The 25,888-nt window shown below is 57.5% G+C and carries 22 protein-coding genes and 1 tRNA gene; 2 read left to right on the top strand and 21 right to left on the bottom strand.

Going from position 1 to position 25,888, the window contains the following annotated elements; all coding sequences use genetic code 11:
• Positions 1–93: 93 nt before the first annotated feature.
• A complete protein-coding gene (locus tag BBPC_RS02510) occupies positions 94–2,175 on the top strand; it encodes a M13 family metallopeptidase (RefSeq protein WP_004219724.1) in 2,082 nt (693 codons plus the stop codon).
• A 55-nt stretch (positions 2,176–2,230) separates the two neighbouring features.
• On the opposite strand, the gene BBPC_RS02505 is transcribed toward BBPC_RS02510, so the two are convergent.
• The 18 genes from BBPC_RS02505 to BBPC_RS02420 all read right to left on the bottom strand — a co-directional run bounded on the left by BBPC_RS02505 (position 2,231) and on the right by BBPC_RS02420 (position 20,994).
• A complete protein-coding gene (locus BBPC_RS02505; protein ID WP_022245059.1) occupies positions 2,231–2,767 on the bottom strand; it encodes a single-stranded DNA-binding protein in 537 nt (178 codons plus the stop codon).
• A gap of 416 nt (positions 2,768–3,183) precedes the next feature.
• Positions 3,184–5,019: a proline--tRNA ligase gene (locus tag BBPC_RS02500; protein ID WP_004219731.1), complete on the bottom strand. Its 1,836-nt coding sequence runs from the start codon at positions 5,017–5,019 to the stop codon at positions 3,184–3,186.
• A gap of 145 nt (positions 5,020–5,164) precedes the next feature.
• Positions 5,165–6,571: a PIF1 family DEAD/DEAH box helicase gene (locus BBPC_RS02495; RefSeq protein WP_004219734.1), complete on the bottom strand. Its 1,407-nt coding sequence runs from the start codon at positions 6,569–6,571 to the stop codon at positions 5,165–5,167.
• Positions 6,572–6,624: 53 nt separating this feature from the next.
• Positions 6,625–7,509, bottom strand: coding sequence for a Cof-type HAD-IIB family hydrolase (locus BBPC_RS02490; protein ID WP_022245062.1), 885 nt, complete (start codon positions 7,507–7,509; stop codon positions 6,625–6,627).
• 63 nt (positions 7,510–7,572) lie between these two features.
• Entirely contained in the window at positions 7,573–8,223 is a 651-nt protein-coding gene (gene orn, locus BBPC_RS02485) for an oligoribonuclease (RefSeq protein ID WP_004219738.1), read from the bottom strand.
• A 272-nt stretch (positions 8,224–8,495) separates the two neighbouring features.
• Complete coding sequence (guaB, locus tag BBPC_RS02480) at positions 8,496–10,040, bottom strand: IMP dehydrogenase (protein ID WP_004219739.1); 1,545 nt, start codon at positions 10,038–10,040, stop codon at positions 8,496–8,498.
• 104 nt (positions 10,041–10,144) lie between these two features.
• Complete coding sequence (locus BBPC_RS02475; RefSeq protein ID WP_004219742.1) at positions 10,145–11,305, bottom strand: MraY family glycosyltransferase; 1,161 nt, start codon at positions 11,303–11,305, stop codon at positions 10,145–10,147.
• On the bottom strand, positions 11,302–11,964 hold the full coding sequence (locus BBPC_RS02470; RefSeq protein ID WP_033524226.1) for an L-threonylcarbamoyladenylate synthase: 663 nt from the start codon (positions 11,962–11,964) through the stop codon (positions 11,302–11,304). Before BBPC_RS02470 ends, BBPC_RS02475 begins: the two co-directional genes overlap by 4 nt.
• Before the next feature lie 71 nt (positions 11,965–12,035).
• The gene (locus tag BBPC_RS02465) at positions 12,036–12,740 is read right to left on the bottom strand and encodes an ABC transporter ATP-binding protein (RefSeq protein ID WP_004219748.1); all 705 of its coding nucleotides are present in this window, start codon (positions 12,738–12,740) and stop codon (positions 12,036–12,038) included.
• Positions 12,740–13,561 (bottom strand): ABC transporter ATP-binding protein, encoded by an 822-nt coding sequence (locus tag BBPC_RS02460; RefSeq protein WP_004219751.1) that lies wholly within the window; start codon positions 13,559–13,561, stop codon positions 12,740–12,742. Before BBPC_RS02460 ends, BBPC_RS02465 begins: the two co-directional genes overlap by 1 nt.
• Positions 13,558–14,685, bottom strand: a complete 1,128-nt coding sequence (locus BBPC_RS02455) for a branched-chain amino acid ABC transporter permease (protein ID WP_022245067.1) — start codon at positions 14,683–14,685, stop codon at positions 13,558–13,560. Before BBPC_RS02455 ends, BBPC_RS02460 begins: the two co-directional genes overlap by 4 nt.
• 2 nt (positions 14,686–14,687) lie before the next feature.
• A complete protein-coding gene (locus BBPC_RS02450; RefSeq protein WP_022245068.1) occupies positions 14,688–15,614 on the bottom strand; it encodes a branched-chain amino acid ABC transporter permease in 927 nt (308 codons plus the stop codon).
• 66 nt (positions 15,615–15,680) lie between these two features.
• Positions 15,681–16,826 (bottom strand): ABC transporter substrate-binding protein, encoded by a 1,146-nt coding sequence (locus tag BBPC_RS02445; protein WP_171842688.1) that lies wholly within the window; start codon positions 16,824–16,826, stop codon positions 15,681–15,683.
• 229 nt (positions 16,827–17,055) lie between these two features.
• The gene (prmC, locus tag BBPC_RS02440) at positions 17,056–17,979 is read right to left on the bottom strand and encodes a peptide chain release factor N(5)-glutamine methyltransferase (RefSeq protein WP_004219760.1); all 924 of its coding nucleotides are present in this window, start codon (positions 17,977–17,979) and stop codon (positions 17,056–17,058) included.
• Between the two features lie 9 nt (positions 17,980–17,988).
• Positions 17,989–19,077: a peptide chain release factor 1 gene (prfA, locus tag BBPC_RS02435; protein WP_004219762.1), complete on the bottom strand. Its 1,089-nt coding sequence runs from the start codon at positions 19,075–19,077 to the stop codon at positions 17,989–17,991.
• A 244-nt stretch (positions 19,078–19,321) separates the two neighbouring features.
• The gene (gene rpmE / locus BBPC_RS02430) at positions 19,322–19,534 is read right to left on the bottom strand and encodes a 50S ribosomal protein L31 (protein ID WP_004219766.1); all 213 of its coding nucleotides are present in this window, start codon (positions 19,532–19,534) and stop codon (positions 19,322–19,324) included.
• 108 nt (positions 19,535–19,642) lie between these two features.
• A tRNA-Ile gene (locus BBPC_RS02425) sits at positions 19,643–19,716 on the bottom strand.
• 51 nt (positions 19,717–19,767) lie between these two features.
• On the bottom strand, positions 19,768–20,994 hold the full coding sequence (locus tag BBPC_RS02420; RefSeq protein WP_004219767.1) for an ROK family protein: 1,227 nt from the start codon (positions 20,992–20,994) through the stop codon (positions 19,768–19,770).
• Positions 20,995–21,163: 169 nt separating this feature from the next.
• Between BBPC_RS02420 and BBPC_RS02415 the strand changes: the two genes are divergently transcribed.
• Entirely contained in the window at positions 21,164–22,684 is a 1,521-nt protein-coding gene (locus tag BBPC_RS02415) for a xylulokinase (RefSeq protein ID WP_004219768.1), read from the top strand.
• Positions 22,685–22,881: 197 nt separating this feature from the next.
• Here the strand turns inward: BBPC_RS02415 and BBPC_RS02410 are convergent, their stop codons facing one another.
• The 3 genes from BBPC_RS02410 to BBPC_RS02405 all read right to left on the bottom strand — a co-directional run bounded on the left by BBPC_RS02410 (position 22,882) and on the right by BBPC_RS02405 (position 25,818).
• Positions 22,882–23,511: a sugar O-acetyltransferase gene (locus BBPC_RS02410; RefSeq protein ID WP_033524224.1), complete on the bottom strand. Its 630-nt coding sequence runs from the start codon at positions 23,509–23,511 to the stop codon at positions 22,882–22,884.
• Positions 23,512–23,571: 60 nt separating this feature from the next.
• Complete coding sequence (locus BBPC_RS09525) at positions 23,572–23,730, bottom strand: carboxylesterase family protein (RefSeq protein ID WP_229030109.1); 159 nt, start codon at positions 23,728–23,730, stop codon at positions 23,572–23,574.
• A 123-nt stretch (positions 23,731–23,853) separates the two neighbouring features.
• Positions 23,854–25,818 carry a sialate O-acetylesterase gene (locus BBPC_RS02405; protein WP_229038176.1) on the bottom strand — a complete coding sequence of 655 codons (1,965 nt, stop codon included), beginning with the start codon at positions 25,816–25,818 and terminating at the stop codon, positions 23,854–23,856.
• Positions 25,819–25,888: the final 70 nt, after the last annotated feature.

The raw sequence follows: 25,888 nt of genomic DNA, 5'->3' as shown, positions 1-25,888 counted from the left end.
TATGCAAATCTCACCTTATGCATGCCGTTGCGGAATGATGATTATTCGTTTCAGATACACTGTTTTGTCACCAAAGATGGATAGTGTGAAGCCATGAGTACCACTTTGAATTCGGGTATCGATCCGGCATCGTTCTCCGCCGTGACCGGCCCTGCGCAAGATCTGTTCCGCTATGTCAACGGCCCATGGATCGACATGTATCGTCTTCCTGATGATCGTTCCCGTTATGGTTCGTTCGATAAGCTCGCTGAAGATGCCGAAAACCAGATTCGTGAGATTCTCGAAGACGACGACTGCCCTGCCGAGAAGTCCCACGCCCTGTATGCGAGTTTCCTTGACGTCGACGCCATCAACGCTTCCGGACTCGCGGCCATTGAAGACCAGTTGAAGGCTATTGACGTCGCTGCCGACAAGGCTGAACTCACCCGCTCTTTGGGCGCGATGAACCCGGCTGGCGGCCCTGACCTGATCGGCATTGCCGTGTATGGCGATCCGGGCGCTCCCGAAACCAACATCATCCATATTGAACAGTCTGGCTTGGGACTGCCCGATGAGGCGTATTACCGTGAAGACCATTATGCGCCGATTCGTGAAGCATACGTCGATATGGTGGCCAAGCAGTTGAAGAACGCGAAGCTCGCCGCCGATGACGAGCAGGCCGAAGCTCAAGCCCAGCGTTTCCTCGACGTGGAGACACGTATCGCCGCGAACCATTGGGACAATGTGGCAACCCGTGATTCGGTGAAGACCTATAATCCCACCGATTATGCGGAATTGAGCGGAATGCTCGCCGATTATGATCTCGACACATGGATCGAATCCTGGCAGTCCGCATATGATCAGACTTCCGCCGCTCAGGTGCAGCCGCTTGATTTCCGAGGCATTTTCAACCATGTGGTGGTGCATGAGCCCAGCTTCCTCACCGGTCTTAACGCATTCTGGAAGGCCGCGGATCTCGACGATCTCAAGCTGTGGGCACGCGTGCATGTGATCATCGGCTCCACCTTGGAGTTGCCGCACGAATTCGATGAGACGAATTTCGAGTTCTATGGCAAGACGTTGTCTGGTCAGAAGCAGCAGCGCGTGCGTTGGAAGCGCGGCGTTTCGCTGGTCAACGGCATTTGCGGCGAGGATGTGGGCCGCGAATATGTGAAGAGGCACTTCCCCGAGTCGTCGAAGCAGCGTATGGAACAGCTGGTCGGCAATCTGATCGACGCCTACCGCGTGTCCATTTCCAACTCCGCCTGGCTTGGCGAAGAAACCAAGCAGAAGGCGTTGGAGAAGCTCTCCAAGTTCGTGCCGAAGATCGGCTATACGAACCATTGGCGTGACTATTCCGCGCTTGACGTACATGAGAATGCCGGTTTTGCCGAGAACATGCGTGCCGCCAACTTGTATGAGACCGGCTATCAGCTGGCCAAAGTCGGCAAGAGCGTCGACAAGGACGAATGGCTGATGAATCCGCAGACGGTGAACGCCTATTATGAGCCGACCATGAACGTGATCGTGTTCCCGGCCGCCATTCTGCAGCCGCCGTTCTTCGATCCGAACGCCGAAGACGCCGCGAACTATGGCGGTATCGGAGCGGTGATCGGCCATGAGATCGGCCACGGCTTCGACGATCAGGGTGCCCAGTACGACGGCGACGGCAAGCTCAACGACTGGTGGACCGAAGAAGACAAGGCCAATTTCGAGCAGCTCACGCAGAAACTCATCGACCAGTACAACGCGTTCGTGCCAACGCAGCTTGCCGAAAAATACGCCGACGATCCAGCTCAGGCTCCACATGTGAACGGCGCTTTGACCATCGGCGAGAACATCGGCGACCTGAGTGGCGTGAACATTGCGCTCAAAGCATATGCGTTCGCTCTTGACGAGGCGGCAGGCCGTGAGAAGAACGGTTCCACGGAGTCCATTGAAGCTTCGCTGTCTGAAGCGCCGGAAATCGATGGTTTCACCGGTTTGCAGCGTTTCTTCCTCAGCTACGCGTCCATCTGGCGCACCAAGAATCGTGACGAGCTGGCGGAGCAGTATCTGCAGATCGACCCGCACTCCCCCGCCGAATGCCGCACGAACGGCATCGCACGCAACGTGGATCTGTTCTACAAGGCGTTCGACGTGAAGCCGGAGGACGGCATGTGGCTCGATCCCGATCAGCGCGTGCGCATCTGGTAACAAACCACATCATCGGCTGGCAATCGGAGCCAAGCATGCAAGGCATCGGTGCCGCCTAATATATGTCGCCGTCGAATTCCCCGGTATCTCCCGAGAATTCGGCGGCTTCGTCATCTTCGGGAACCACGATTTCGACCGGCGCCACACTGCCCTGCCTGACGAACGGATCGGCTCCCACACGCGGTTCCGTTCCTTTCGCTTCCGGCTGGTGCTGGTCGTTCGGCTTGACGAACTTACGCAACGTGGTGACTCCCCGGTTAAGGTCGTGCCCTGCGGCGCTGGCTTCCAGCACTATGCGTGACTGCGGTTTGCCGTTCTGATCGGCCCACGTTTCCGTGGCGAGCGCGCCCATCACGATAACCGGCTCGCCTTTCTTCAGAGATTGGCAGATGTTCTCGGATAGGTTCCGGTACGCTTTCACCGTGATCCATGTGGTGGGAAGATCCTTCCATTGCTGTGTGCGATTGTCGAAATACCGTCTGGTGCTCGCCATTCTGAACGAACTGGCATGGGGCATGCCATCCTTGTTGAATTGCGTGGGATTGGCGCCCACATATCCGGTGATGGTGATGAGAGCTTGCTGTTGTGCCATGATCGGCCCTTTCTGTCGCATTGGTAATAAAGGGGCCGCGGAAAGCACCGATGAAGGTGCGAAAGCAACGCGCAGTCGGAGAAATGGGTTGCGAGAGAGGGGTTCTGCACGCCTTTCCGCTTCCTTGCGTTTCCGCGGTACCATCACTATCGCCGAATCGGCTTTGCTTGCACCAGCTCGACTGACGAATGTGGATAGAGGACGTCATTTCGGGCGAGTCGTGGATAGTAGGTGGATATCTTTTCACTTATCCACAGCAATGCACCGTCGATAGGTGTGTAGGATTTCGTCTGATTTCCCAATGAATATTTTCTGCAATTCTTCGATCACTTTTTTTTTAAAAAAAAAACGGAAGACTATGGTGCATCCATAATCTTCCGTGTAATCCTTGGAATAATCGAAATGGTTTACGATTATTACTTCAGCAGCGCGGCGACACGATCGGCAATCACCCGGGCTGCGTCGGCGACAGGCACGGCTTCGGCGTTCTCGCCATTGCGGTCACGCACTTCAATGGTGCCATTGTTGACAGTGTCGCGGCCTGCGACGGCGATCAGCGGCACGCCGATAAGCTCGGCATCCTTGAACTTGACGCCCGGGGAAACCTTCTTACGGTCATCGAAGATCACTTCGATGCCCTTGGCTTCCAGATCGGCGATCAGTTGCTCGGCGGCTTCGAATGCAGCCGCATCCTTGCCGGTGGCTACCACATGCACCTGGGCGGGAGCGATGATGGCCGGCCATGCCAAGCCCTTCTCGTCATGGTGGGTTTCAGCGATACAAGCCATCACACGAGACACGCCAATGCCGTAGGAGCCCATCCACACCGGCACGGTCTTGCCGTTCTGGTCGAGCACCTTCAGGCCGAGCGCGTTGGAATACTTCAAGCCAAGCTGGAACACCTGGCCGATTTCCACACCGCGTTCGAAGCTCAGCGGGCCGGAACCGTCCGGGCTCATGTCTCCGTGGCGAACCTGCACGGCTTCCACCACGCCGTCGGCTTCGAAGTCACGACCGTACACGAGATCGTAGTAGTCGACTCCGGCTTCATCGGCACCGGTGAACCATGCGGAACCGCGGGCGATATGCGCGTCAATGAGGTAACGCAACGCTTCGCCGGTTTCGTTGGCGTTTTCAGCCTTTTCACCGCCGCGAGCCTGCGGGCCAAACGCCATCGGGCCAATATAGCCCTTGACGAGTTCCGGATGCTTCTTCAGATCCTCGTCGGTGGCCTCTTCGATTTCAGCCGGAGTGAACTGCGCTTCAAGACGCTTCATGTCAACGGTACGATCGCCAGGCACGCCGACGACCACCAGTTCGCGCCACGGCTCGTCATGCTCGTCATCCTGCGGATGCATCACGGCGATCACCACGTTCTTCAGAATGTCGGAGGCCTCCCACGCGCGGCCATCGGAACGCGGATGGTTGGCGTTGGCAAATTCAACCATCTGATCGATGGTTTCAGCATTCGGCGTCGGACGCTTTTCAGCGGCCGGAGTGTTGCTGAAGTCGATGGCTTCCGGTTCCGGAGTGGTCAGCGCCTCAACATTCCAAGCCTTGCCGCTCGGCGACTGTGCGAAGGTATCTTCACCGATTTCCATCGGGGCAAGGAACTCTTCGGATTCGAAACCGCCCATCGGACCTGCCATGGCGTGCACCGGCACATACTTCAAATCGAGACGGTTGAAAATACGCTCGTAGGCGCCACGCTCGTCCATATATGCCTTGACAAGGCCTTCCTTGTCAAGCGTGAAGGAGTAGGCATCCTTCATGATGAATTCACGGCCACGAATCAGGCCTGCACGCGGACGGAATTCGTCACGATACTTGGTCTGAATCTGGTAGAGGGTAACCGGCAGATCCTTGTAGGAGGAGTACAGGTCCTTGACCAGCAGGGTGAACATTTCCTCATGGGTCGGCGCCAGCAGGTAGTCGGCCTCATGGCGATCCTTCAAACGGAAGATGTTGTCGCCATACTCTTCCCAACGATGGGTGGCCTCATACGGTTCACGCGGCAGCAGACCGGAGAAGTGAACTTCCTGGGCGTCGATCGAAGCCATTTCCTCACGGATGATGTTTTCGATCTTGTTCAGAACATTCAGGCCCAGCGGCAGCCAGGTCCAAATACCCGGAGCGGCCTTGCGCAGGTAGCAGGCGCGCTGCAGAAGCTTATCCGATACGACATCGGCATCGGCGGGATCCTCACGCAGAGTGCGCAGGAACATGGTGGACATACGAAGTGCTTTAGTCATATGCCCAAAACTACTCAGGCAAGGGGACGTAAGCCCAATCCAACCACCCGTTCACCGACGTATGGCAACGCACGGACGGAACACAACAGTCATATCCGTCGAATCCCAAAAATCATCATACATGTCAAACAAGGCAATCGCCATACTAGAACAGCGCGTCCTGCGCGAACTCGTCACCGTCGGGAACGGCAATGTTCTGCCGGAACGCGGCGATGCCATCATGAGCCAACATATCGGATGCCTGCGCCGAGGCGAGACGCAACTCACCATCCAATCGCACCGCATCGGGCGAAACCAAGAACATGCGTTCGTTCACACCGTTCAAATACAGGCCTTGCAGGCCTTCCACGCGAGACAGCGCCACATACCCCATGCCAGGCGCGAAGGTGCGCCGCAAATCCATCACCGCACGCTCGAGCGTCATACCTTGCGATTTGTGGATGGTGATCGCCCACGCGCAGCGCAACGGCACTTGGTTGACGCTGGCGAGCACTGTGTCGCCGTCCATCATTTCCCAGCAATTCGGCTTCATGGTAACGATATTGCCGTTTTCAAATTCAACGATCGGCCATCCGCCCTTGTTTTCGGCGGCAAATCCGCGCACGGTACCCAATGATCCGTTCACGAATTGGTGGTCGGTGTCGTTGCGTACGGCCATCACCGCAGCCCCGGTTTTGAGCTGCAAACGTTCGGGGGCAAGCATGTTTTTCTTCAAACGTTCCACCAGATTGACTGGTCCTGCGGCTTCGGCGAAATATTCGTGCGGCTCCTCGTTGATTTCGAACAGGCGCATGTCGTTGAGCGTGTCCGCCTGCTTGTTGACGGGAAACAGATTGACGGCCTGTTGACCAGGTTCGGGGATTGTGCCCAGTCTGGTGAGGAGCACATTGCGATCGTCGTCGTTCACGCAACCGTTGCGAATATCGGTCAATACGGTGAGCAGACTGCCGTCATCCTGACGATGCTGTTCGGTCAGGTAACAGATTGCGGGATTCAATTCCCGCCATACCAATGATTCGGTGACGAAACCATCTGGATTGAGTCCCGCTTTCGCATATCGTTCGCGGGAAGCCACGAATTCCGGGCTTGGTGTGACCAAATCGTGGTTGCGCCCACCCACACTCACTGGCGGAAGCTGGAAGAAATCGCCGGACAGCACCACTTGAAGCCCTCCGAACGGGCGTTGGTCACGTCGAATGATGCGGCACACCTGATCGACCATGTCGAACAGCCACGCATGCAACATGGAAACCTCGTCGATGATGAGAATGTCAGCGCCCTGCAGCTTACGTTTGCGTCGGGTACGTATGGTTTTGATCAGATTGTCGGTGAGCGCGTTGGCAAGTCCGACACCGCTCCATGAATGAATGGTCTGCCCGTTGATATGCGTGGCCGCGATACCGGTGGACGCCGTCACCGACACCGCCGCACCTTCGGCACGGGCCTGACGCACGAACTCATTGAGCACGTAGGTCTTGCCAGCACCCGGCGCACCCGTCAGGAAGACGCTCGCGCCACTTTGCAGAATCGCCAATGCCTCAGCCTGCCGCATGCCGCACCGCCTTTCCTGTTCAATCGACCATCAATTTCGAAGAAACGGCTTCCTTACGCAATCAGCTTGTCGACAACCTGAAGCACCCCGTGATCGGCATTGGATGGAGCCACAAAATGCGCGGCTTGTTTCAACGCGGGGTGCGCATTGCCCATGGCGAACGACCACTGCCCTGCCGAAAGCATCTGCAAATCGTTGAGATAATCGCCAAATACCGCCGTTTGGGCCGCAGTGACGCCAAGCACGCGCTGCAACGCTTCGACGCCCTGTTTCTTATTGGTTGTAGCATTCATGATGTCGACCCACAGTTTGCCGGAAACCACCACCTGATAATCGTTCTTCAGTGGCGTCAGCTTTTCCGCGGCCATCGCTTCGGCATCGTCGAAATCGAGAATCGCCAGTTTGAGCATGGTGTCGCTTTCGCCGTTTGATGCGATCACATCTTCAAGCACGCTATGCAGATCGTCCACAATCTCCAGTGCCGCATAATATTTGCCGACTTCGTCAAGGAACGGCTTGTCCGTGCGCTGCACGTATGCCGTGCGCAGGCCACAAAGCACCAATCCCATATCGTATTCGCCAGCCGCGGCAGAAGCGTTCACCGTGTCGATGGTCCAGCGGGTCACATCGGTATCGACGCCGTGCACTTCGGCGATATTACCGTCAATGGCCACGACATTGCCGTTTTCCGCGATATACGAAAGTTCGCCGCCGTCAAGCACCTGCGCCGCCTTATCGGCGAACATGGCACGCAAGGTAGCGTACTGGCGTCCGGACGCCGGCACGAATTCAACGCCTCGTGAGCGCAACCGGGCAAGCATCGGCCAGAAACCTTGCGGAATCTCGCTATGCTCATCAAGCAGGGTGCCGTCCATATCGGCAACCACCAAGCGAATGTCTTGCGGGATTTCGATGCTGGTCCAATCGGCTGCGCTCACTGGAGTCCTTTCCATGTTTTCGTTGGAATATCAGATTTTCCAACGATTGTGCGATATGCGGAATCAGTTGTTGTTCAAAATGCTGGTTGCCACGATCTGATCGGCGATCGCCTTGGCTTCGGCTGCGTCAGGACCGGGCGCCGCTGCCATGAACGCCTTACGGTAGTAGCGCAGTTCGTCCAGGGATTCGATGATGTCGGCGAGCGCGCGATGTCCGCCGTTCTTCGGCGGCCGGTTGTTGTATACGGCAGGATACCAGCGGCGGGCAAGCTCTTTGAACGTGCTCACGTCGATTACACGGTAGTGCAGGTGTTCCATGAGATTCGGCATGTAACGGTCGAGGAATTTTTTGTCTGATCCGATGGAGTTGCCTGCGAGCAGCGGCTTGACGCCGTCCGGGGTGAAGCGGGCCACGTATTCGGTGACTTTCCGTTCGGCCTCTTCGACGCTCAGGCCGTTCTCCCATTCGTTGATGAGTCCGGAACGGGTGTGCATGGCACGCACGAAATCGTTCATATTGGCAACGGCCGCATTAGACGGCTTGATCACGAAATCAATACCCTCGTCAAGCACGTTGAGGTCGAAGTCCGTCGGTACCACGGAGATCTCGCACAGTTCATCGTGGAAAATATCCAAGCCGGTCATTTCGCAATCGATCCAAATCAGTCGCGAATCTTTCGCTGTATACGTTTCGCCGTCATGTGCGTCAACCATCTTGCCTCGTTTCCTTTGCGTGTGCGCGTGCCGCTTGGCACGCTTCAGCTGAACATTCGAAGATACCGCGAGGTAGGGAGATTGGAAGGCCCACGCACTGGGAAGTCACGTTTGTTTTTCGCGATTTGCTTCGTAATCAATACCGCTACTTGGCGATAGGGCGACGTTCGGTTATAAATATTCACGTTGCAGATACGAGTAAAGCCTCTTACTTTCGGTCTTTTCCGAGAAGTAAGAGGCTTTTACCGATTTTGATTACTGGAATTCAGCAATCACTGGCGGCCGGAGTAGTTCGGAGCTTCGGCGGTCATGACGATGTCATGCGGATGGGATTCGCGCAAGCCAGCGTCGGTGATACGGATGAAACGGCCACGTTCCGGCATTTCGGCGATGTTGTGAGCGCCGATGTAGAACATGGACTGGTGCAGGCCACCGATCATCTGGTACAGCACTGCGTTCAGCGGTCCGCGGTACGGCACTTCGCCTTCAACGCCTTCCGGAACGACCTTGTCGTTAGAGGTGACGTCGGCCTGGAAGTAGCGATCCTTGGAGTAGGACTTCTTGCCACGCGGAGCCATGGCGCCGAGGGAGCCCATGCCACGGTACAGCTTGTACTGCTTGCCGTGCAGCAGCACCTTCTCACCCGGAGCTTCCTCGCAGCCTGCGAGGGTGCCGCCGAGCATGACGGTGGAGGCACCGGCAACCAGAGCCTTGGCGATGTCGCCGGAGTAGTGAATGCCACCGTCGGCGATGCACGGCACGCCAGCGGCACGGCAGGCCTGAGCGGCCTCGTACACTGCGGTGAGCTGCGGCACACCGACACCGGCCACCACGCGGGTGGTGCAGATGGAGCCTGGGCCCACGCCAACCTTGACTGCGTCAACACCGGCGTCGATCATGGCCTGAGCGCCCTGACGGGTGGCCACGTTACCGCCGATGATGTCAACGCCCTTGAACGCGGAATCGGACTTCAGGCGGCGAATCATGTCGAGAGCCAGCTTGGCCTCACCGTTGGCGGTGTCGACCACGAGCACGTCCACGCCGGCTTCCATCAGAGCGGAAGCACGGTTGTAGGCGTCACCCAGGAAGCCGATGCCGGCGGCAACGCGCAGACGACCCTGTTCGTCCTTGGTGGCGTCCGGATACTGCTCGGTCTTCACGAAGTCCTTCACGGTGATCAAGCCGGTGAGGTGGCCTTCATCGTCAACCAGCGGCAGCTTCTCGACCTTGTGCTTGGCCAGCAGGTCGTGGGCGTCTTCCTTGGAGATGTTGGACGGGCCGGTGATGAGGTTCTCGCGGGTCATGACCTCGGAAACCTTGAGCCGGTCGTAATCCTCGGAGGCGATGAAACGCATGTCGCGGTTGGTGATGATGCCGACGAGCTTGTTGTCGTTGTCAACGACCGGCAGGCCGGAGATATGGAAACGGCCGCACAGCTTGTCGAGATCAGCCAGCGTCACATCCGGGCTGACGGTCAACGGATCGTTGATCATACCGGATTCGGAGCGCTTGACGATGTCAACCTGAGCGGCTTGGTCATCGATGGAAAGATTGCGGTGCAGCACGCCGATGCCGCCATTACGAGCCATGGCAATGGCCATGTCGGACTCGGTGACGGTGTCCATTGCGGCGGAGATCGCCGGGACCTTCATCGTGATGTTGCGGGTCAGATGGGTGGTGGTGTCCACTTCGGACGGAATGACATCCGTCTCGTTCGGCAGCAGCAGCACATCGTCATAGGCGAGGCCAAGCTGTGCGAAAATCGGAGGAAGCGGAGCGTACGTGGAATCTGCATTCATATCAGGAATTGTAGCCATAGACCCACTATATGAACGCGGGCTGACTTACCGCGACACGGCAGAACAAGCGGCAAACAAGGGTGTTACGAAAGTTAACTGATACCGCTAGGCAAAGCGTTTAATCAGTTTTTCCGACGCTTCGACGACCGCACCGACGCATGTCTGCCGCCATCCGCAGCGTCCTCCTCCAGCATCTCGGGAATCCTATGCTTCACATACGGATACATGGTGGCGACGGTCAGCACCACGGCCGCAATCAGGAATCCAACAAGCACGTATTGGGCCTTGAAAAACAGCGTCATAATCGAGCCGAAGGCGATCAGTGCCGCCCAACCCCACAGAATCAGCACAGCCCCCTGCACGGAATGGCCGATGCGCAGCATGCGATGATGCAAGTGCATGCGGTCCGGATGCATCGGAGACTGTCCCTTGCGCAAGCGGCGCACAATCGCAAGACACATGTCGAGAATCGGCAGGAACAATACCAGAATCGGCAGCAGAATCGGCATGAACACCGGCAAGTAAATGCTGGCATGAATACTGGCCGGGTCAAGGCGGCCCGTCATCACAATCGACGCGCACGTGATCAAATAGCCGAGCAGCATGGAACCGGAGTCTCCCATGAACAGCTTCGCCGGATGCCAGTTGTGCATCAAAAAGCCCACGCACATGCCGACCATGGCAATGTCGATCAATGTCGCCATCGAAGCGTACGAAGGCGAGTTGCGGGCGATGATGTATGAATAAATGGCGAATGCGATGCCGCCGATCGCCACAATGCCCGACGACAGACCGTCCAACCCATCCACGAAATTGACCGCATTGATGGACGCGACGATCAAAAACGCGGTGATGGCCATCGACAGGCTCGGCGACGCCGTCACCAACGAGCCAAGCGGAAGCGAAATGATCTGCAGACCGCCCCATGCCACGAACACGGAAATCAACAGCTGACCGGCAAGCTTGAGCATCCAATCAAGATCCCACAAGTCGTCGGCCATGCCAAGCAGACTGATCATAATGGCGCCGGCGAGAATCACCCACGCCTGTTGCGATTGCGCGAACAATCCTTGAATGAACGGAATGCGGGATGCGAACAGCATCGACACGGTGAAACCGATCAGCATGCCCAAACCACCCAGTCGCGGTGTCGGAATGGTATGCACGTCTCGCGCACGCACTTCGCCGACGGCGCCGATCTCAATGGCGATATGGCGAATCAACGGCGTGATCAAATAGGTGACGCCGCCAGCAATCGCAGCAATGAACAGATAGATTCTCATACGCCCAAAGCACCGCCATTCAACGTCAAGGCCTTTCGGATAACCGGCTCGTGAATCACTCCCTCTCGAAGAATCGCAATGCCATCACGCCCATGAGGGTCAGCCGCCACAACCGTGGAAGCCACATGACCGGGAGTCGCTCCCCCGTCCAAATACAAATCAACCGCATCGCCAAGCGCCTGCACGGCCTCGTCAACGGTTTGCGCGCTTTCATCGCCGGAACGGTTGGCACTGGTGGCGGCCAACGGTCCGGTAGCGCGCAGCACACGCAAGGCGGCCGTGGAATTCGGAATGCGCACGCCCTGCGTGACCTTGCCGGTGGCGGGATCGGTACGTACCGTGGCGAGCGTGCAATCGTCATCGGCCACGGCGATCGGAGAGAACGCGCCCGGCATGAACATGGCGGACAGGCGGTTCAGCGGCACCGGCAGATCCAAATGCAGCTTCTCCATGCTTTCAATAGACGGCAATAGCACTTGCAACGACTTGTATTTCGGGCGTTGCTTCGCCGCGAACACCTTGCGGATCGCCTCAATGTTGCGCGGATCGCACGCAACGCCGTAGACCGTGTCCGTAGGAATCACAATCAATCCGCCGTCACGTACGATTTCGACAGCCTGGGCAAGGGATTCGTCTGAAATAGTGCGAATCTCGCTCATGACACCTCCCTTTTCGGCTTGCTGACCCCACCATTGTAAGGCAGGATTCTTCAACTGCGTTGAAACTGACCTTATGCGCCCAGATACGCCTTGCGCACCTGCTCGTTGTCCATCAGCTCCTTGGCGTCGCCTTCCATGGTGATGCGCCCGGTTTCGAGCACATACGCACGATCGGCGATCGACAGGGCCATATTCGCGTTCTGTTCGACCAGCAGTACGGTAATGCCCTGATCATGCAGCTTGCGAATAATGGCGAAGATCTCTTTGACGAGTTTCGGAGACAGACCCATCGACGGCTCGTCCATAAGAATCGTGTTCGGGTGGCTCATCAGGGCGCGGCCCATTGCCAGCATCTGCTGTTCGCCTCCGGAAAGCGTGCCCGCCTTCTGGTTGCGGCGTTCCTTCAGGCGTGGGAACATGTCGAACACCATGGCAAGATCGTCCGCCATGTGAGACCGGTCTTTGAGACTGAACGCGCCCATTTCAAGGTTTTCCTGCACGCTCATGCGCGTGAACACGTGGCGTCCTTCGGGAATATGCGCCATGCCGAGGGTCATGATCTTATTGTTCGGCGTTTTCAGCAGGTCCACGCCGTTGAACAGCACCTCGCCGGAAACCGCCGGAGTAAGACCTGTGATGGTATGCAATGTCGTGGTTTTGCCAGCACCGTTCGCACCGATCAGCGACACGATCTCGCCGTCGTTCACCGTCAGACTGATGTTTTTGACCGCTTCGATGGCACCGTAGGAAACGGAAAGATTCTTGATCTGCAGCATCAGGCGTCCTTCCTTTCGGTCGTTTCAGACGTTTCGACGGCATTGTTTTCAGCATCGTCCGTACCAAGATATGCGGAGATGACCTGCGGATTGTTGGCGATTTCCTCTGGCGTTCCGGAGGCGATGGTACGCCCGTAATCAAGCACTTGAATACGCTGGCACACGTTCATCACCAGGCTCATATCATGTTCGATCAGCAGAATGGCGATGCCGAAACGGTCGCGGATCGTGTTGATGCAGTTCAGCAGATCCTCGGTTTCCGTAGGATTCATGCCTGCCGCAGGCTCGTCAAGCAACAGCAGTTTCATGCCGGTCGCCAACGCTCGTGCGATTTCCAGCTTACGTTGCGCTCCATACGGCAGATTCGCGGCTTCGGTTTCGGCCAATCCTTCCAGTCCGAAAATACGCAGCAGGTCTATGGCTTTGGCATGCATGTCGCGTTCCTGCTTCCAGAAGGTCGGCGTGCGGAAGATCGCACCGCCCAGCCGGTAGGTGAAGGATTCGTTGAACGCCACAAGCACGTTCTCTTCGACCGTCATTTGATCGAACAGTCGAATGTTTTGGAAGGTTCTTGCGATTCCCGCACGCACGACCTGATACGTTTTCTTGCCGTTCATGCGTTTGCCGTCGAGGAAGAACTCACCTTCCGTGGGCTGGTAAACGCCGGTCAGCAGGTTGAACACAGTGGTCTTGCCTGCGCCGTTCGGCCCGATCAGACCGACAAGCTCGCCCGCATTGATGGTCATGTTGAAGTCGGATACGGCTTTGAGGCCTCCGAAGGTGATGCCGAGATGCTCGGCCTTCAGAATCGGCTCGCTCATGCCTGCACCTCCTTGTCTTCGCTGGATGTGTTGATTTCGCTAGATGCGGTAGTCTCGCCGGTTTCCTTGGTTTTCTTAGATGCCGATTGAGACGCACCCGATTTGCCGTGCATCTTCACGCGTACCGGATAGAACCACGTGTTGACGAATTTCGGCAGCGAGAACTCCCAATTGCCGAACAATCCCTGCGGACGGAACACCATGATGATCACCAGCACCACCGAATACACGAGCATGCGGTATGCGGAGAACGCACGCAGCAATTCCGGCAAAATCGTCAGACCAACCGCGGCGACAATGGAACCCGTCAGCGAACCCATACCGCCGAACACCACCATGATCACGTAATTGATCGACTGCAGCCAACCGGCCATGCTTGGCGTGAGCGCACCGATATATTGCGCGAAAATACCACCCGCAATACCCGCGAAGAACGCGGAAATCGCAAAAACGAGCACTTTCATATAGGTGATGTTGATGCCGGAAGCGCCAGCCGCGATCTCATCATCACGAATCGCCTTGACCGCACGACCATAACGGGAACGCGCGAACATGAACAACAGCACCACGGTCACGACGGTGATACAGAACACCACATACAGATTGGCGAGACGGTCGATGCCGATCAGTGCCTGCCCCTGCTGGCCGTCCGCAAGTCCCTTGCCGCCGGCCACTTTCAGATTCTGGATGATCACACGAATGATCTCACCGAAACCAAGCGTGATAATCGCAAGATAATCGCCGTGCAAACGCAATGCCGGAATGCCGACAAGCACACCGAACACACATGCCACCACACCGCCGACGAACGTGACCAGCAGGAAACGCACCGTATCATCCATCTGAACGCCGTTGGCAACCAGCAGCTTGCTCATCAACGCGGCGGAATATGCGCCGATCGCCTCGAAACCGCAGCAGCCGAGCGTAAGCTGTCCGAGCACACCGATCGTCAGATTCAACGACGTGGTCATGATCACCGCAATGCAGCAAGTCATGAGAATACCCTTGACATACAGGGAAATAGCGCCCGTTTCACATACCGCAACAAGAATGCCGAACAGCACAAGCACGCCAATGGCACACAATGCATACGATTGCTTCGTGGAAAGCATTGATTTCTTCATAATCACACCTTCTCGCTTTCCGGCTCGCCCATCAGACCGGACGGCTTGACCAGCAGCACGATGATGAGAATGCCGAACACAATGGCGTCGGAGAACGCCGACGTGATCACACCGGCCGTAATCGTACCGATATACGCCTTGGTAAGACTCTCGGCCACGCCGATCAGCAAGCCACCGACCATAGCGCCCGGAATGGAACCGATGCCGCCAAGCACCGCGGCGACGAACGCTTTCAAGCCCAGCATGGCACCCATCATCGGAGAGACCTGCGGGTAGGAAATGCAGTACATAAGCGCCGCCACCGCAGCCAGGCCGGAGCCGATGGCGAAGGTCAACGTGATGGTGGAGTTCACGTTGATGCCCATCAGAATCGACGCTTCCTTGTCTTCGGACACCGCACGCATGGCCTTGCCCTGCTTGGTGAGGGAGACGAACAGCTGCAACGCGACCATGATGGCGATGCCGAGCAGCACCGTTATGATGGTCGCTCCGTCGATTTTGAGTTTGCCAAGCACCAGCGTTGGAATTTCAACGATGGTTGGCACGGTCTGATAATCAGCGCCGAACAGCGCCTGGGAGCCGTTTTCAAGCAGCAGGCTCATGGCGATCGCAGTGATCAGCGCCGTCATATTATTGCCTTTTTCACGCACCGGCTTGTACGCGGCCCTTTCCACGATAATACCCACCGCCACGCACACAAGCACCGCCGGAATCACGGCGAACCATGCGGGCAGACCGCAGGCGATAATGAACGGAATGGTAAGCATCAGCGCGTAGGAGCCGACCATGATGAAGTCGCCGTGCGCGAAATTGATCAGTCGGATGATGCCGTACACCATGGTGTAGCCGAGGGCCACAAGCGAATACACGCTGCCGATTTTCAGACCGTTGAAGATCTGACCGATGAACATAATGACCGAATCGCTCATCATCCCTCCTTTCTTGTTGTTTCGTCAGTTGAAGTCTTGTTTTTCTTGATTCCTCGCGTTTTTTCGCTATTTCGCCGGCTGGATGGTGTCTTTGTATGTCGGTTCGCCGTCGCTCATTTCCAGCACAATCACCGATTTCTTCGGAGAACCATGCTTGTCGAGCGTGAATGCGCCGGTCACGCCGGAGAAGCTCATACCTGCGATGGCGTTGCGAATATCGGCACGAGTGGCGTTTTCACCGGCTTGTTCGATGGCCCGCTTGAACATGTAGACGGAATCGTAACCGAGCGCGGTGAAGGTGTTCGGCGATTCGCCGTTATTGGCCTTCTTGTATGAGGTGATGAACTGCTGCACCTTCGTGTTGGACTTGTCATCCGGCGAATAATGCGTGGTGTACAGCACCTTGTTGTAGTTCGCTTTGTTTCCCGTGGTTTTGAGGCCGTCGTAGCCGTCGGGGCCCATGATGTAGCCCTCATAGCCGACCGCTCGCGCCTGTGGCACAATGTACGGGCCAACCGTGGAATAGTAGTACGGCGCATATAGGAATTCCGCACCAGAAGCTTCGATTTTCTGCAGCTGCGACGAGTATTCGGTATCGTCGGCGCTAGAGGAATTCTCTTCCGCCACCACGTCGAGTCCGTTCTTCTTCGCCGCCGCAACAAAAGCCTTGCCCACACCAGACGAATACGGATCGCCCGTGCCATACAGCACGGCCACTTTCTTGACCTTCAATGTTTCGGCCGCATACTTGGCGGCGATCTCGCCCTGGTAGGAGTCCTTGAAGCAGGTGCGGAACAGGTATCCGCCCGTTTCCACGGAATCGGCGGTTGCGGCCGGAGCGATGGTCGGCATCTGGTTCTGGTCGGCGAGCGGCGCGACGGCACCGGAGGTTGACGAAATGGTCGGTCCGAGCACGGCGATCACGTTCTTGTCGCCGGCCAGACGGTTAAAGGCGTTGGACGCCTCGATCACATCACCCTTGTCGTCCATGGATTCCAGTTTGATCTGTTTGCCGAAGATTCCCCCATCGGCGTTGATTTCCTTGACCGCCAGTTTGAACCCGTTCACTTCGGCTTCGCCATAGGCTGCGGCTGCACCGGAATTGGTGGTGACCGAGCCGATGGTGATCACATCGTTATCCGCGATGGTGGCGCTCTCATTACTGGTGGCGTACATGTTGCCGCCCGAACAGGCTGTAACACTCACTCCCATAACCGCCGCAAGACAGAGTGCGGCCAGTTTTTCGGCATTCTTGATTTTCACTGCCGTTCCTTCTCTTCCTGTCAGCGCAACCGGACGCCTCATCTTGTGGATGCTTCCGCAACCGGTATGCTTACCGCTGAACTGGTCTAATGCAATGGTCGGACTTCCAACTGGAACTCTATTGCAACAGAAAAACCACGTTCCCCTGGAAAAATCTCTTATTCTGAGACGCGTTGCATCACTGCTTTTTCGCGGTCATGTATCGCGGGCGACCTGTGTAATCGTTATGCACCATCACATTGCTGAATCCATATGACAGCGCGAATGCAGACAATCGTTCACCTTGCGTAATATCGTGTTCCATTACCAGCAAACCGCCGTTTTTCAGCAGTTTTGCGGCACGGGCGATAATGCGTTCCGGAATAAGCGTGCCATCTGCGGAACCGCCGTATAGCGCAAGATCGGGATCGTAGTCGCGTACTTCCGGTTGCTGCGGAATATCCGCAAGAGGCACATACGGAGGATTGGTGAGCACGATATCGATCGTGCCGTCCAGCTGGTTCAGCGTCGGCGTTTGCGTGGCATCAGCGATTTCCAGATGATAGTTGCTGGCGATGCTGGGGTACTTTTTTGCGGTTTCGTTGAGATTGACGCGGGTCCATTGCGCGGTTTGCTCGCTTTTTTCGACCGCCCACACCTCGCTGCCGGGCACTTCCGTCACGAATGACAGGCCGATTGCGCCGCTTCCCGCGCACAGATCGACCACTTTCGCCGAATACATGCCGTGCTTGGTGATCCAGTCGACACCTTCCTGCACCACGAGTTCGGTTTCCTGACGCGGAATGAACACGCCCGGACCAACCTTCAGATCGAGGTAGCGGAAGGGCGCGTGGCCGGTGATATGTTGCAGCGGTTCACGCTTGGACCTGCGATCCACCATGGTGTGGAATCGCTTCAACGCAGCGTCTTCACCGCTCTGCTTCGCGCCTTGCTTCGCCAGTTCGGATGTTTCGCTTCCCATCAGCATGGCCTTGTCGACGGTCTGCAGGTCGACGCCGAATACTTCGGCGGCCAATAATTTGGCATCGTGCTCCGGAGTGTCAACACCGGACGCACGCAACATGGCCGAAGCGGATCGCACGAGTTCGAATACGGTAGCCATCGGCCGCCTTTACTTCTGATGGGCCAAGCGATCGGCTTCGTCAGCCTGAATGTCGCTGTCGATCACAGCCTGCAGATCGCCGTCAAGCACGGCGTCAAGGTTGTACGCCTTGTAGTTCGTGCGATGATCGACGATACGGTTCTCCGGGAAATTGTAGGTGCGGATTCGTTCGGAACGATCCAGCGAACGCACCTGGGAGTGACGCATGTCTGCGGCCTGTGCGGCTTCCTCCTCGTGCTTCATGGCGAGCAGGCGGCTCTTCAACACGCGCAGTGCGGCCGCACGATTCTGGATCTGGCTCTTCTCATCCTGCATGCTCACCACGATGCCAGTCGGAATGTGGGTCATACGAACTGCGGAATATGTGGTATTCACGGACTGGCCGCCCGGGCCAGAGCTCATGAAGATGTCGATTTTCAGATCTTTCTGATCGATTTCGATCTCATCGTCATCTTCATCGGCTTCCGGGAATACAATGACGCCCGCTGCGGACGTCTGAATACGGCCCTGTGATTCGGTGACGGGGATACGCTGCACGCGATGCACGCCACCCTCGTATTTGAGGGATGCCCATACGCCGTCTTCCGGAGCGGGAGTGCCCTTGGCTCGGATGGCGAGCTGCACGTCTTTGACGCCGCCCAGTTCGGTGGTGTTTTCGCTTTGCAGGGTGACGGTCCAACCGCGCTTTTCCGCATATCGCATGTACATGCGTAGCAGATCGCCGGCGAACAACGCGGCTTCCTCGCCGCCGGTGCCCGCCTTGATTTCCATGATCGTATCGCGCGCATCATCGGGATCGCGCGGAATCAACGCGGTGCGCAGTTTCTCCTCAACTGCCGGAAGCTCGCTCTCCAAACGTTTCGCTTCTTCCGCGAAATCCGGATCTTCGGAAGCCATTTCCTTGGCTGCCTCCAGATCGTCTTTCACCTGCTTGTATGCGGTGTATGCGGAAACGATAACGCCCAACTCGGCGTGACGACGTCCCAGCTTACGCATCTTATCCGGATCCGACGCGACTTCCGGCTCGGCCATCTGCTGTTCGATATTATGATATTCCTCAAGTGCGGTAACTGCCGCGGGGAACTGCTCGTCTGCCAATGTACGCCTTTTCTATCTGCTTATAAATCTGCGCTTCAGCGTGAACGCTTCGCTGAACTCCACTCAACCTGTCCATCATATAAGGTGCCTTGGAAACGCTGCCGAAGCGCGGTATTTCGCAGGCATCCCACGCATCTTACGAATATCCCGATCGCATGCACGCCGGCGCATGCGCATCCGTCGCATAATGAAAAACGCCAGCCCATAATCGGACTGGCGTTTTTCATTGCCTAAGCAATAAGACTCACTTGGCCTTCTTGCCGTAACGCTTCTCGAAGCGTGCCACGCGACCACCGGTGTCGAGGATCTTCTGCTTGCCGGTGTAGAACGGGTGGCAGCTGGAGCACACGTCGACGGTCATGTGATCGCCGCTGTAGGTGGAACGGGTGACGAAGGTGTTGCCGCAAGAGCAGGTGACCTGCACTGCGTGGTAATCAGGATGGATACCCTGCTTCATAGTTTGTCTCCTAGAGATTCGGGGGACCCGGGTCGCTGAGCCCCTATGGCAGAGCGTGAACCGGATAACCTTGCAGAGTATATCAGAAGCCTTGACTTTGTGAAAGAGTGGGGCGTCACGGGCTTGAACCGTGGACCGGCGGATTATGAGTCCGATGCTCTAACCGACTGAGCTAACGCCCCACGTTGCAACATGCGAACATGCCAACTTGGCAAGTTTAGCAAATGGGTGGACTAGTTTTGCTTCATGAAACGCAGCGGATTGTCGATAAAGCGTCGCAAACCGATTTCCGCAGCGCCCATCAAGGCCGGACGATCGACGATATCCGCCACAAGCACGCTTGCCTCGACTTCCGGATACGCCAGCACTTGCGGGCGTACCATGCGTTCGATTCTGCGAATCAGTTCAGGTTCGAAACGCGCCCACAAGCCGCCGAGCATCACCACGTCGACGTCACAGACATTGATGGTCGATGCGATTACGGAAGCCATGGCCTCCAATGCTTTTTCCACAACGGCCACGGTCTGCGCATCGCGCTGGTGCCAGCGGTCGATCAATTCGTCGATGGCGCTGCGGGTCGCGGCGGCATCGCTGCTGGCGATTCCGGCCGCGCTCACCATGGAACGCCTGCCCGCATACACTTCAAGGCAGCCGCGACGGCCGCAACGGCAGACGGGACCGCGCATGTCGACGGAAACATGGCCCAATTCGCCACCGAAACCGTGATCACCGCTCACCACACGCCCTTCGCGGATCACTGCACCGCCGATACCCACGTCGGTCGACATGTAAAGAAACGAATCCGTCGGCTTGATCCGCCCAGAATCCTTACGCTGCGTGGCATAGCCGGGAACCTGTGCCAACGCGGCGGCATTGGCCTCGTTGCAGGCAACAGGATCAAGTCGCTTGACCACATCGAACTGCTTGAGATCCAAACGTTCCCAACCGAGATTGCGCGCGCCAAGCAATCGCATATCATCGGTGACGAGACCCGGCAATGCCAAACCGGTACCGGCAAGCACATAACCTTTCTTGGCAAGCGCTTCTTCCTGCTGCAAAGCCAGTTCGTCGAGACGGGCGAAAATCGCCCGCTCGTCGGCGTTGGCCATGTCGGCGTCGACCCACTGCTCCCCCACAACGGAACCGTCAAGATCGAGCACCACCACGCCATAACCGTCGGTGTTGGCCTGCAATCCCATGCCGCACAGGCGTCCACCTTTGATTTCAAGCGGAATGCTGGGGCGCCCATACAGCGATTGGCCGGAAGGCGCGCCTTCCACCAGAATCTCATTGTCGAGCATCAACGACACCAATACCGACATGGCCGCTTTGGTCAATCCGGTTTTCTTGGCAAGATCGGCGCGACTCATTGGTTCGGTGGCACGCAACAGCGAGTCGAGCACCACGGAAAGATTATGGTTTCGCAAATCGTCTTGATTGATACTCCGCAGTGAAGCCATGGTTCCCTCCTCTTTGACGCGTCTTTGCCGAAAAAGCGCACCGTCTCTATAGTCAAATCACTTTATGATGGTACACTAGACATTATAGTTCATTCATCTAACTAAATGAGGTGGCGGACCGTGCGAATTCCTTGCACTTTGTTGCGCCAGCTCACTGCAAGGAGACACAATGACTCGAACTCTCGTGGCCGGCGTCGACACCTCGACCCAGTCCTGCAAAGTGCGCGTGACCGACGCCGAAACCGGTGAAATGGTGCGCTTTGGCCAGGCCAAACACCCCAATGGCACGTCTATTGACCCGAAATTCTGGTGGGACGCGTTCCTCGAGGCAGCCCAGCAGGCCGGCGGACTTGACGACGTTGAGGCACTGGCCGTTGGCGGTCAGCAGCACGGCATGGTGATTCTCGACCAGCAAGGCAACGTGATTCGCGACGCCATGCTGTGGAACGATATAAGCTCGGCGCCGCAGGCCGCGGCCCTCATCGAAAAGATGGGCGAGGCTCCCGCCGAAGAAGGCGAACCGGAAGATGTGATTGCACGTGGTAAGCAGCGTTGGGTCAAGGCCGTTGGCTCCTCCCCCGTTGCTTCCTTCACGCTAACCAAGGTGGCGTGGGTGGCTGAAAACGAACCGGAAAACGCCAAGAAGATCGCCGCGATCTGCCTGCCGCACGATTGGCTGAGCTGGCGTATCGCCGGCTACGGCCCGGTCGCAGAAGGCGAGGACGCACACTTGGAAGCGCTGTTCACCGACCGTTCCGACGCTTCCGGCACCATCTATTACGATGCCGCTTCCAACGAATACCGCCGCGATCTGATCGCCATGGTGCTTGAGCCAGCGGAAGGTGCCGAAGCGGCACGCGAGCATGCCGACGCAATCATGCTGCCGACCGTGCTTGGACCGCACGATGCCGCCGCAGTCAAGGCAAGCCCGGAAATCGCCGGCAAGAACGTTGAGGGTGGTTGCATCATCGCACCGGGCGGCGGCGACAACGCCATGGCGTCCCTCGGACTTGGCATGAGCGTGGGTGACGTTTCCGTTTCATTGGGCACTTCCGGCGTGGCAGCAGCCATTTCCGAAAATCCGACCTACGATTTGACCGGTGCCGTTTCCGGCTTCGCCGACTGCACCGGCCACTACCTGCCACTGGCCTGCACCATCAACGGATCGCGCATTCTTGACGCCGGCCGTGCAGCCCTCGGCGTCGACTACGACGAACTCGCATCCCTGGCATTCGCTTCCGAACCGGGCGCCGGCGGTATTACGCTGGTGCCGTATTTCGACGGCGAACGCACGCCGAACCGTCCGGACGCGACCGCAACCCTTTCCGGCATGACGCTGGCCAACACCACACGCGAGAACATGGCCCGCGCGTTCGTCGAGGGCTTGCTGTGCTCCCAGCGCGACTGCCTAGAGCTTATCCGTTCGCTTGGCGCTGAGATTTCCCGCATTCTGCTTATCGGCGGCGGCGCGAAGTCCAAGGCAATCCGCACGCTCGCGCCGAGCGTGTTCGGCATGGACGTGACCCGCCCGACCACCGACGAGTATGTTGCCATCGGCGCCGCCCGTCAGGCCGCCTGGGTGCTGTCCGGCGAAACGGAACCGCCCGCATGGCCGCTCACCATCGACGGCGTGGAAACCGGCGAACCGACTGAAGCCGTGTACGAGGCCTATGCAAAGGCCCGCGGCTGATCAATCAGCATAAATCGCACTAAAACAACGCAAAATGGGTGCCGTCACAACCAACCGCAACGGCACCCATTTTCGTCTCAAACAAAATCGTGCGATATTCCGATCAAATCGTGAGGTCAAAACTGAAATCGTGCGACAACACGTCTAGCAGTAGGGCAACACGCGAATTCGCTCTGAGGGAACACCGTAACCCAACGTCAGACGATACCCTCGACATCGGCGAAGGCGGGATCGCGTTCGGGTATCTCGCGGATTACATGCGCCGGATTGCCGACTGCGATCGAATTGGCGGGAATGTCTCGTGTAACCACAGAACCCGCGCCGATAATGGAATTCGAGCCAATCGTGACGCCAGGCGTGACCGTAACGTTCGCACCAAACCACACGTTGTCACCAATCGTCACCGGCGAAGCATGTTCCCAGCCAGCCAGTCGCGTTGCCGCATCCAAGGCATGATTCGGCGTGGCAATGGTACAACGCGGGCCGATCAGGCAATCCTCGCCAAGCGTTACATATCCGCCGCCGCACACCATGAAATCCTTGTTCAAGAACGTGCCGCGGCCAATGGTCAGGCCGATGCCATAATCCACATTGAACGGCGGCGTGAATTGTACGCCTTCCCCCGCGTCGGGAACGAGCTCGTGGAACAGGCGGTAGGCCTCGTCGGGATCATCGAAGAAGATGCGGTTGATCGTGGCGCAGGTACGCATGGCCTCGCCAGTAAACTTCGGCAGCGACTTCGATTTGCGGTATTGCGTCGGCTTGCCGGCGAACAGCCTAGTCAGATCCTCGTCGGACGCGATCTGCGTCTCCGTCTCCTTCGTCATGCCCGTCTCCTTCGTCACGATTTCCACCACGCTATAGTGAACGCTCACACTATACTATATTCATCTACTTGACCTGGCATACGACATACTATCCGATGTATCGTGGCATCCGCCGAGCAGCATGTATCGTTGGCCATTGGGTCCGCACGCCGGACATTCGGGCAATCCGGAACCGTTCGGATCGCCCGTCGCCGCGAAATTCGTCCAATACCGAATCATGACACGAGACAAATCGTAATGCGCCAACGGGAAGGCTTGGCATAGGGGATGCCACGAAACACGGTAATTACAGAGTCCGTATCGGAGAATCCATCGACGAGTCCTTGTCGAAGCGCGACCTGTCTACGCATGAATCCCCTTATCATCGTCCGTGGGCAATGTCAGGCGGAACGGCGGAATCAGCATGCCGTCGCCGTCGCAGATGAGTCCGGATTCCGGATTGTTGCTCCACGCGTACCGCACCTCATCTGGCCTGCGCGCCGTCATGCGCACCACGATATCACAGCCGTCCAACCATGCCTCGGCCCGCGCGGATGTGGCGCAGTCGCGCCATAGAAATTCGATTTCCTGGGGAGCGTCACCGTCCAACGTCATCAGCCGGCGGCTCTCCGATCGGATCCGCTCGTCCGAGCGACTCCGCCACACACAGTGCATCCGCAACAGATCTCCGCAGACCTCGATGGTTTCCACGGCCGGTTGAGGCTGAGCCTGGCGACCGTATACCAAATCCATCGCGGCATTGAACACTCGATCCGCGACGAGCTTCTTGTCATACGGATGCAGATCGTTGCCCTCGCCTGCGTCAAGCGTCACCACCGTCGCAACGTTTTCAAGTTCGTTTGCGACGTTCCACTCCTGTTCGCGGACGAGTGGCCAGCCTCCATCCTCAATGGCGTCGATGTCGAATTTTGGAAGCTGGACGATCAGAAACGGCATATCCGGCTGATGCCATTTGACGCGCCACAATTGAATCATGGCCTTCAGCTCGTCACCATATTGCATAGCGCGATCGCCGGTATTCGATTCGCCCTGATACCACAGCACAGCCCGCACCGCATATGGAAAACACGGGGCGAGCATGGCGTTGTACAGGCCGGTCGGCTTCCATCTGACGAAATCCTCGAATGGGCAATCGCGGTCAGCTTCGGCGGTCACGGCATACTGCCAAATGCCGGACAGGTCGAAGATATCGTCTCCGATGGTCAGTGTCATCCGTTTGCCGGGCGTCACACGGCCGCCGGGCCGTTCAACGACCAGACGCATGCGGATTTCGTTCGCGCCGGCGCGCAACACGCCGGCTGCGACCGGATAGTCCCGCGGCTCATACACATTGCTTCGCCCACCAACCAACACACCATTGACCCACGTATGGTCGGCATCATTCATGGTGCCCAGACGCAGTAGGGCGGGCTTCCCCGCATCCGACGGAGGCAGGAACACGGTTTTTCTCATGGTAATCTCGCCGCGGAAACCGGCAAGTCCGCGATCCTTATACCATCCAGGCAGGCGTATGTCATGCCATGCCACGTCGCGCGGCTCGATGTTCTTGGATTCCGGACAGTCCCACGCGATCAATGGCAGCCATTCATGGTGGGCATCGGCCACAGCCTCGTATCCAAGCGCCTGGTACCACCGGTCCCGCTCGGCAACGGAATCGCGGCTTTTCTTCGACGCCACGCCATCGCCAAGATATGGCTCAAGGTCAGCGAGCGCTTCGGGGAACGCCCGCAATGCGTCGGCATCCATCCAGGATTCAATCGGAGATCCGCCCAATGAAACGTTCAACAGGCCGACGGGCACATTCAGCCACTGACGGATTCTGCGTCCGAAGAAATAGGCGAGCGCGGAGAAATCTCCAAGGGTTTCCGCATCGCACCCCTGCCAGAACGCATGGTCATGATCGCTGCGAGGACCGTTGAAGTCACAATCGGGAATCGCTTTGTATTGCCGCAGCAATGGGTCAGGCTCACGATCCCACTCCAGCGGATAGTCCGCACGCACCCAAGCCATGGGCAGTTCCATGTTCGACTGTCCCGAACACAGGAACACTTCTCCCGCATAGCATTGGCGCGAGATGCATTCGGTTCCGTCCTCATAACGCACCGTCAAATCGTACGGTCCGCCTGCTTTGATCGGACCGTACGGCACGCTCCATGAGCCGTCGTCCCCCACCCGCGTAGTCCGGTCCTTGCCATCGAGGCGTACCAGCACGCCGCGTCCAGGGTCGCCGGCGCCCCAGATATGTATGGTCGCACCGGCCTGCAGCACGCAACCGTCGTCAAGCAGTTTCGGCAATTGCAAAACCATGCTCGTCCGCTCCTCATTGCCCATAGAATTCAATCCCGTCGAGTATGCCGGCTGACGGCGGACGCTCTGT

Origin of the sequence: Bifidobacterium pseudocatenulatum DSM 20438 = JCM 1200 = LMG 10505 (assembly GCF_001025215.1) — a bacterium.
Taxonomy (GTDB): Bacteria; Actinomycetota; Actinomycetes; order Actinomycetales; family Bifidobacteriaceae; genus Bifidobacterium; species Bifidobacterium pseudocatenulatum.
The sequence above is the reverse complement of the archived record's forward strand: the minus strand, read 5'-3'. Positions and strand labels throughout refer to the sequence as shown.